8 protein-coding genes and 1 pseudogene are annotated in these 7,986 nt (G+C 68.3%); 1 reads left to right on the top strand and 8 read right to left on the bottom strand.

Annotated elements, in window-relative coordinates; translation table 11 throughout:
- Positions 1-594: 594 nt before the first annotated feature.
- The 4 genes from J7E87_RS34420 to J7E87_RS34435 form a co-directional block, all read right to left on the bottom strand.
- On the bottom strand, positions 595-945 hold the full coding sequence (locus J7E87_RS34420; protein ID WP_215098595.1) for an STAS domain-containing protein: 351 nt from the start codon (positions 943-945) through the stop codon (positions 595-597).
- Between the two features lie 198 nt (positions 946-1,143).
- Positions 1,144-1,830, bottom strand: coding sequence for a hypothetical protein (locus J7E87_RS34425; protein ID WP_215098596.1), 687 nt, complete (start codon positions 1,828-1,830; stop codon positions 1,144-1,146).
- Positions 1,831-1,974: 144 nt separating this feature from the next.
- Complete coding sequence (locus tag J7E87_RS34430; RefSeq protein ID WP_215098597.1) at positions 1,975-2,424, bottom strand: hypothetical protein; 450 nt, start codon at positions 2,422-2,424, stop codon at positions 1,975-1,977.
- A 101-nt stretch (positions 2,425-2,525) separates the two neighbouring features.
- Positions 2,526-2,957, bottom strand: coding sequence for an ATP-binding protein (locus J7E87_RS34435; RefSeq protein ID WP_215098598.1), 432 nt, complete (start codon positions 2,955-2,957; stop codon positions 2,526-2,528).
- Positions 2,958-3,360: 403 nt separating this feature from the next.
- On the opposite strand from J7E87_RS34435, the gene J7E87_RS34440 reads away from it, so the two are divergent.
- Positions 3,361-4,683 carry a DNA-binding protein gene (locus tag J7E87_RS34440; protein ID WP_308313204.1) on the top strand — a complete coding sequence of 441 codons (1,323 nt, stop codon included), beginning with the start codon at positions 3,361-3,363 and terminating at the stop codon, positions 4,681-4,683.
- On the opposite strand, the gene J7E87_RS34445 is transcribed toward J7E87_RS34440, so the two are convergent.
- The 4 genes and pseudogenes from J7E87_RS34445 to J7E87_RS35765 all read right to left on the bottom strand — a co-directional run.
- On the bottom strand, positions 4,684-5,697 hold the full coding sequence (locus J7E87_RS34445; RefSeq protein WP_251018432.1) for an NAD-dependent epimerase/dehydratase family protein: 1,014 nt from the start codon (positions 5,695-5,697) through the stop codon (positions 4,684-4,686).
- Positions 5,698-6,262: 565 nt separating this feature from the next.
- A complete protein-coding gene (locus J7E87_RS34450) occupies positions 6,263-7,093 on the bottom strand; it encodes a transposase family protein (protein ID WP_215098599.1) in 831 nt (276 codons plus the stop codon).
- A 72-nt stretch (positions 7,094-7,165) separates the two neighbouring features.
- Positions 7,166-7,645 carry a hypothetical protein gene (locus J7E87_RS34455; RefSeq protein ID WP_215098600.1) on the bottom strand — a complete coding sequence of 160 codons (480 nt, stop codon included), beginning with the start codon at positions 7,643-7,645 and terminating at the stop codon, positions 7,166-7,168.
- 181 nt (positions 7,646-7,826) lie between these two features.
- A pseudogene (locus J7E87_RS35765) lies at positions 7,827-7,986 on the bottom strand (amino acid ABC transporter substrate-binding protein); the annotation flags it as partial.

Here is a 7,986-nt window from a genome sequence, read left to right on the forward strand (position 1 = left end):
CTACGCTACGAGGGGAAGGTCAAGCTCGCCTGACTGGGGATTTGCCATCGTCGTTGTCAGCCCAGCCTGCCTAAGATCACGTCCAGAAGCCATCACCAGCGCCCGCCGAGTTCCCCGCAGCTCCGTGAGCGGCGCGCCTCGGCCTCATCACCATGGACGTGCATCGAGGTAAAGTCCGATCCCGGGTTTCCAGCGCACGACCACTCCTTCGGGTCGATGGTCGATGTGTTGGACCCTGAAGGTCGTTGGGACGGGCACGGAGTCCACGGACTCCGTGCCCTTGTCCCTCACCCGCGGCCGCTCAACCGCACCCCGCGAGTCCCCCCGGCGGCCAGAGCGAAACCCCGCAGGCGTGATCAGAAAAGCGCCGCGAACCTGCGGCGGTCTCGTGATCGAGCTGTCAGCATGTCGCGGGCAACTCCGATCGCGGCTTTCTCCGTGGTAGGCGCCTTACGGTCTCGACCACTCCCACGGGTGGGACGACACGAGCCGTCGCCTTCTCCTATTGCAATGGGGCTGCGTACCTGACCCGAGGCGGCCAGCGGGCTGGACGAAGAAGCCGTTGCCCGCACAGCTCACCTGAGCGGTCGTCCTTCAGGCAGCGCGCCGCGTCAACAGCGGCGGCTCTACCTCCGCCACGTGGAACAGCCGCGCGACGACGGGCGCGACCGGTCCGGTCACGCCGAAGCAGACACCTGCTTCCTGGGCATGCGCGCGGGCGCTGAGTAGGGTGTTCAGGCCAGAGCAGTCGCAGAAGGACACCCGGCGGAAGTCCACCTCGATGCATTGAGCGCCGCTGGTCACAGCGAGCTCCAGCTCGCCCTCCAGCTGGGCCGAGGTCGTGTGATCCACCTCGCCCGTCACCGGCACCGTCGTCAGGCCGTTAGCCGTCGTGCTGGACACGTACAACGGCTGGCCCGACCTCTTCTCCAGGTTGCTGCCCATGCAACCAGCGTCTCCGCTGTGCAGCCAGCAGTCAAAGAGCGCAGGCGAATCAGCACACAACCTCCAGAAACACGCTCTGGAACCCAGAACGGCTGTAGAGGAGCGTGGATCCTTCACAGCTTGCCAAGATCATTAATCACGATCAACGCCATCGGCTGGGGGGTGGCCGCGGCAGCGCGGAACGGGCTGACGATCAGGTCATGCATGGGAAACCTCCTGGTCGGCGTGCTGGCGGGCTGAGGGGCGCTGGGATGGAAGGTCGTCGAGAGCGACGGGGGTGACGTTGTGCAGCGAGTCGACGCGGCGGGTCGCGATAATCCAGCGGGCCCGAGGGTCGTCGAAGGCGAGCTGAATCGTCGGCTCCGTGCCGGGAACAGTGATGGGCCGCAGAGCGTCGGGGTGGTAGAGCACCCCCGAGACACCCCAGGGAATCGGCTCTTCGACCCACGCGGCTATGTACCCGGCACGGAGGCGGGGACAATCCCGAGCGGCCACGAGCGCGCAGGACTCACATACGGGCGGTGCGGTCGTCTTCTCCCCTTCGGTCACCGGGTGGCCCACGTCCCGGAGCACGTAGAGCTGGCGATCCTGGCCGCCTGACAGCAGCGATGTGCCACACACCTGACACAGCAGATGGCGCATGGCCTGCCGCTGGCGAAGAGCATGGACGGCGGCGAAGTTAGCCCCGCCCTTGCCTCTTGCAATGGCCTGTCGGACCCACAACACCCCTTCGTCGCGGTCTTGGGGCAACTCGTCCAGGTAGCCGACGCCCTCGCCACCGACGCCCATGCGGCGTACGACGGGCGGACTGAGCATCACCTCGCGGCTCCATGCGGCGATGTAGGGCACGGTGAGCCCGCGCTGCGTGTACGACTGCCGGCTCATGCGAGGTCCGGCAGTGGGAGCTTGACCATGGTTCTGCCTTTGCGGGTGGGCCCCTCGCCGCCGAGGGGGGAAAGTCCCGGCGGCGAGGGAGCGCGGCACCGTGTCCGCCGGAGGTCCAAGTAGTCACCCCGGCGGACACGGAGATCAGAAGGACGGAGGGAGCAGCGCGGCGACTCCCGCGTGGGGAGTGGGCCCCGGACGGAACTGGTTGAGGAGGTCCCAGAGCGGCCGGGCCGGTACGAGCCGGTCACTGCGGCACTCGCGAAACCAGTACGCCCCGGGCGGCTCGATACGGGCGAGGGGCGGCAGGGCGATCGTGTGGGGCGCTCCGAAGCACACGCCGTACGGGTGGGGGGCCCACTGCTGCGTCGTGCCCGGCGGGACCAGCCAGTACAGCCAGGAGGCCTCCGGGTCCTCGATGACCGGCCCGCAAGTGCCGAGTTGGGTCTCGTCCATCACAGCAACCGCGGCCCGACCCGTGGGTCCGGCGGCACTGACGACGACGTCGAAGGACTGTCCGCCGAGGGGCACTCTGATCCCGCGGCCCTCGTGCATGGCCAGGAGGGACCGTAAGCGGCTCGCTAAGTCCGCCATGTCGGCTACGATCTTGCCCGGGCCACGGACGTGCTGCGCCCTGAACTCGACAGGCTGCGCGGCGGCGGGCCGCCCCTTGGGGGACCGCTGAGGAAGGATGTTCATGCCGCGGCCGTTTCAGGCGTCATACGGGCCTGCACGGTCTTGCCGCCGCACTCCGGCAGGAACCAGGAGAGCTGACCGCCGTGCCTGCGGATCTCGCGCATGCCGCCGGCTCGCGTTCCCTGAACGGCGTTGTTGAAGTCGGGGAACTCCGGAAGCGGATCGGATACCTCGATGAGGAGCTCGTCGTTCTCGGTGACGGCCAGCCGGAACCAGATCTGTACGGGTCCGGGGCCGGTGGGTGCGTGCGTGTAGGCGTTGGCCACCAGTTGGCGTGCGACCTCTGCGGCTGCGTCGACGTCGCCGTCCCATCCGAGGAGCGTTACCTGCGTGCGGGTGTGGATGCGGGCCAGGAGCCGAGCGTTCTCACCCATCTCGAAGCGCCGGGTCCACTCCCTGACGACGGGGGCGCTCAGGGCGGCCGGGTCCATCGACACCTGTTTCGACCGATTCCGTAAGTCGGCTTGATGCCCCGGCTCGGACCCAATCGGCGCTGGGATCTCGAGACAGTTGGAGGCCGTCGCAGTCGTGGGGGATGCGGCGTACGGCGCGGTCTGGGGCTTCACGGAGGGACTCCCTGCATCCACGGGTGTGTTCGGATCGGCGCTCTCAGCAGTGGCGGCGATCAGCGTCCTCCCGCCATGGGTAGCTTCGCCATGGCTTCCGAGGTGGCTTCCAGAACACGTCCGGACGACAGAGGTGGCCTCGGGGTAGCTTGTAAGTGGCTTATGTGCAGGGCCCGTTGTCTCAGAGCGGCTTGGCGGTATCCCCTCTGACAGCAGGGATCCGCCGGACGAGATGGCCGCGGGCGAAGCTCAGAGACTGGGGGCAGACGTGGGCGAGCCGAAAACGCTGCTCAAAGTCGTAATCGAGCAGCGCCAGTGGACGTGGGCAGACTTCGAGCTCAAGTTCGCGAGTACGGCTGACCGGATCATCGGACGAGGCGCGCAGAACCCCACGGTGGGGGAGACACAGTTCCGCCGGTGGACGGGTGGTCAGCTCAAGGGACTGCCCAGTCCGGATGCGTGTCGAGTGTTGAACGCGATGTTCCACATCGAGGCGGCGACGCTCTTCGCGCCTCCGCCGGAGTCGACGGATCCCGATGTGACCCTGCTCGATTTGGAAGCCGAGATCGCAATGACTGCACGTGAAGCACAGGATGACGCCGGCGTCGCTGCCGCTTCGTCCATCTCAGACCTGACCGTGGACCAGCTACGCGACGACGTACGTACGCTGGCGAGGAGCTACACCACCAAGCCGGCTCATGAGGTCTGGCACAAGGCGAAGGAGCTGCGCGAGCAGGCCGAGACCGGCCGCGACCGCACCGCGATCCCCGCGCAGCAGCAGGCCCTGCTCATCGTGGCGGGCCAGGCCTCGGCGCTGCTCTCGCAAGCGGCCTTCGACCTCGGCGAGCTCGACGGCGCAAAGCGGCTCGCCCGCACGGCCGCCCTGTACGGGGAGACGGCCCGCTTCGACCCGCTGCGCGCGTTCGCTACCGGCAGCCTGGCCTTCATCGCGTACCACTCCGGAGAACAGTCGCAAGCCGCTGTCCTGGCACGTCAGGCAGTCTCCTACGGCGGGTTGGGAGACATCGCGTTCCGCCGCCTGCGCGCCATCGAGGCACGCTCCCACGGGCATCTCGGAGACGCGGCCGCCTCACAGCGAGCGCTGCGCATGTCCGAGGAAGAAGGAAACGGAGCGACGGACGAGCTCCACGACACCATTGGCGGCGAGTTCGGATTCACACTCGAGCGACTGGCCATGTCGAACGCTTCCACCGCGCTCCTCCTCGGCGACGGGCAGGGCGCAGAGGTGTCGGCACGCCGCGCGCTCGAGCTCGTGGCCGCCAGGCCGGTGAGGGACCGGTCGACCGCCGTCCTCGGTAAAGCGGCTGCTGACCTCGCCATGGCCCGGCTGCTGTCGAACGACCTGGAAGGCGCGGCCGAAGCCCTCGAGACGATGCTGTCGATCCCCGGCGACCAGCGCGTCACCGGGCTCGTGGCGCGCGCCGCCGCACTGCGCCGATACCTCGCCCAGCAGCGCCTGCACGGCGATGCGTTGGCTCAGGAGCTCGGCGACCGCCTCGAGGACTTCACCCGCCTGTCCGCCCAGCGCCAGCTTGTTCTCGCCGTACGGCCGCTCGCGATCGAGGCTTGATCAGAGCGCGGCGAGGATCTTCGCCTCCTTCTCCGGTGCGATCCCGTGTTCCGCCCACCGCGGGTGGTCCACGGGTCGCCCGTCGTTCTCCAGCCACTGCCAGGTGTCGCGGATCGTCTCGAGAAGCGGCCGGCAGCGCAGGCCGGCGGCAACGGCGCGGGTGGAGTCCACGGACCACACCTCCTCGTGCGTACGCCACAGCGGCAGCTCGGTCCACTGCTTCACGCCGTGCTCCAGGAGCACCTCCGGTTCCGCCCATACGGGCCGTCCGGCCCCGCCCGTCACCTGCAGACAGGCCGTCACGAAATCCTCAAAGGTGATTCCCTGCGGGTGGGCGATGTTGAAACTCGCGTCGCCGGCACCTGCGACCTGGTCCAGCGCGAACTGCGCCGCGTCGCGCACATCGACGGGTTGGATACGGCGTCCGGCCGGCGAGGGCGCCAGAAGACGCCCGCCCCTGTGCGCACGGTGAAGCCACCAGGGAAGGCGCCCCACGTACTCCCCTGGGCCGAGGATCACGCCCGGCCGAAGAAACACGGCACGATCAGCGAACGCTTCGGCGACCGCACGCTCACCGCCGGCCTTCTGGAAGCCGTAGACCGTCGGGCTTCCGTCCTCACCGGTGTACCCGTAAGTCTCGTCTGCATCCGCTGGGCATTCCAGAAGCTCCGAGTCGCCTGTCAGAGGCTGGTGCGGCCAGCCCGCGTACACCGACACAGTGGAGATGTGCACCCACCGAGCAGCGCGCCCCCGAAGCGTGGAAGAGGCCAGCAGCACATCCCGGGGCGCCAAGTCAGAGCTCGATGTGTCGATCACTGCATCCCAGGGCCCCCGTGCCGCAAGTCGCTGCACGTCGTCGACAACCGTTCGGTCTCCGTGGACCAGCTCAACACCGGGGACGTCCTTGCCGGACCGCCCACGGTTGAAGGTCGTCACCTCCCACCCTCGGGCGAGCGCGCCCTCGGCGATGCACTTGCCCAAGAACCATGTACCACCCATCACGAGAACCCTCATGGGTGGAGATCCTGCCCTCGATCAGAAACCAGCGAAAGAGCAGCTCTCCGGCCGGGCGTGCGCGGGAGTCACCTGTCTGATTTCTTCGGGGTGTACGGGCACCACGGTTTCGGTCGGATCGGGTGCCAGGGGATTTTCGGTGAGTTTGGGCACCACCCGGTGTGATGGTGTGTGACATGCCACGTGTGGAGTAAAGATTGAACTTGAAGCCGGTCCGACTGCTGGCCTCCTCTGGGCTGCCCCGGGCTAGCGCCGGCTGCCGCGCAACAGTCTGAGAATGCGGTCGGGGCCCCCGCCGCGAAGCTGAGAGCTCGTATTAACACGTAGACAGGTAGACAGCCTCAAGTTCGGACAGATCTGGGCAGTCGGACCTCCGTGCTCTCTCAGCTGGCGTGAAGGATCCGAAAGCGATCGGGTTCCGCCGGATCTCGATCAACGACTTGGATTGGCGTCCAAGCCCATTGAGATGTTTTCATCCTGATTCTGCAGGTCACGGGGCTGGTGTGGGCCCGCGGTGACGTGCTCGCGCCGGTCAGGGGCGTGATCTTCCGCGGGAGATCGTCTGTCACCTGTGGACTTCGGTGTTCGCCAGGACGAGCAGGGCCCGCAGGAGGGTGGTCGCGTGCCGGGCGTTCATGTGGACCTTGGTGAGAAAGCGCCAGGACTTCAGGTTCGCGAAGCCGTGCTCGACGGCGGCGCGTTCGCGGTTGAGCAGGCAGTTCGCTTCCTTCTCGGAGTCGGTGAGGCGGTGGTTGCGGGTGGCCTTGCGGCCGGTGATGATCACCGGGTCGTCGGGGTCGTCGTCCAGGCCGACGAAGCCGAGGTCGGCCAGGGCCCCGAGCCCGGCCTCGCGCAGATGGCCGGTGATCTTGTTGTGGCGGGCCGCGGTGATCTCGCTGGACCGGCCGGGCTTGGCCGCGGAGATCCAGATCAGGTTGCCCTTCTCGTCGGTCAGAGCGAGAAACAGCAGGCCATGGGCTTTGTGCTTGCCGGAGAAGTTCTTCCGGTTATCCGCCCCGGTGCGACGGCGGGTGCGGACGAGGGTGCCGTCCAGCAGGACCACGACTCCGCCGCTGCGGGCGATCTTCTTCAACGCCCGGTTCAGACGCGGGGCCCGCGCAGCCAGGAGCTCGATCGCTTCCTTCACCCAGCGACGCACGGTGGAGGCCGCGACGGCGTTGCCGCCGGCCATGTCGGCAAGGCGCTGGTCGTGGCGGAGTACGGCGAGCACGACGACCGCCTGGGCGCCCGGGGCGAGCTTGCGCCACCGGGAGCCCAGCGCCTTGCGCCGCTTGCGTATCAGGCCGGCGACGAGATCGATGGTCCGCTTCGACAGCGGGAGGCGAACCTGATAGACAGCTTCCTCAGAGCCCTCGGCGGGGCGGCGGGTCTTCACACACGCGCCAACTCCCGCCGGGGGCCCTCCTGTTACGGCCGGAATCGGCCGGTCCGTTGGCGTCCTGGCCGGTCAGCACGGGAGATAACGGCCCGCGCCGGTCCGGGAGATCCAGCCCCGGTCGGCGAGCTTGCGCAGCTGTCCGCGGACCGGCTCCACCTTCGCCGGCGTCGTGTCCCGGCCCAGCGCGATCGCGACGTCCCTGGCCATCACCGGCCCACCCGCACCGGCCACGATCTCCATGATCCGCCCGTACTCAGGGGGCAGGACCTCCACTCCCATGCCCTCGGCCCGGTCCGGCACCAGCCGTATCCCGCCCGCACCCGGCCCGGCCACCACCCGCTCCGGCTCCGGCTCCGGCTCCGGCTCCGGCGACACGATGCCCGACGGCCGCCGCCCACCGTCGGTCGCCTCGGCCCACTGCCCGAACACCACCTCGGCGGCCTCCAGCCGGGCCACCTCCGCCTCGATCCCCGCCAGTTCCTTGCGCAGCAGCTCGGCGCGTTCCGCCAGCTGCACCCGCCGCTCGACCGTCCACGTCAGCACGTCCACGATGAAGATCCCTCCCGCACAGAAGCTACGCAGCAAGCCGAGGCCCGCACCCGGGAAGCGCAGAAGACGCCCCTGACGGACGATCACGTGCTACCGATCTCCACACTGACCAGCACGAGTACCCCACCGAGACGACACACCAGCCCCGCCGACCAGCAGAAATCAAGATGGCGGGTCCTCATTGCCAAACGCTGATGCCCGGTGTGCGGGAGAACTGGATATGCCCGCGGGTGCCTTCGACTGCAACGCGCGGCCAGGATTCGGCAGTGCGCGCCCGGTCCGCGCCGTGAGAACGCAGCACATCGGCGAGGACGGCGATCGTGTCGTAGCCCTCGAAGGCG

The organism is Streptomyces sp. ISL-1, from assembly GCF_018614585.1.
In the GTDB taxonomy this organism is placed as follows: domain Bacteria; phylum Actinomycetota; class Actinomycetes; order Streptomycetales; family Streptomycetaceae; genus Streptomyces; species Streptomyces maoxianensis.

What these genes read in the sequence shown, in the direction of transcription:
- J7E87_RS34435 (WP_215098598.1), bottom strand. Translation starts at nt 2,957, where the DNA reads ATGGACCCGGCCGCCCTGAGCGCCCCCGTCGTCAGGGAGTGGACCCGG.
- J7E87_RS34445 (WP_251018432.1), bottom strand. Translation starts at nt 5,697, where the DNA reads ATGAGGGTTCTCGTGATGGGTGGTACATGGTTCTTGGGCAAGTGCATC.
- J7E87_RS34420 (WP_215098595.1), bottom strand. Translation starts at nt 945, where the DNA reads ATGGGCAGCAACCTGGAGAAGAGGTCGGGCCAGCCGTTGTACGTGTCC.
- J7E87_RS34425 (WP_215098596.1), bottom strand. Translation starts at nt 1,830, where the DNA reads ATGAGCCGGCAGTCGTACACGCAGCGCGGGCTCACCGTGCCCTACATC.
- J7E87_RS34430 (WP_215098597.1), bottom strand. Translation starts at nt 2,424, where the DNA reads ATGGCGGACTTAGCGAGCCGCTTACGGTCCCTCCTGGCCATGCACGAG.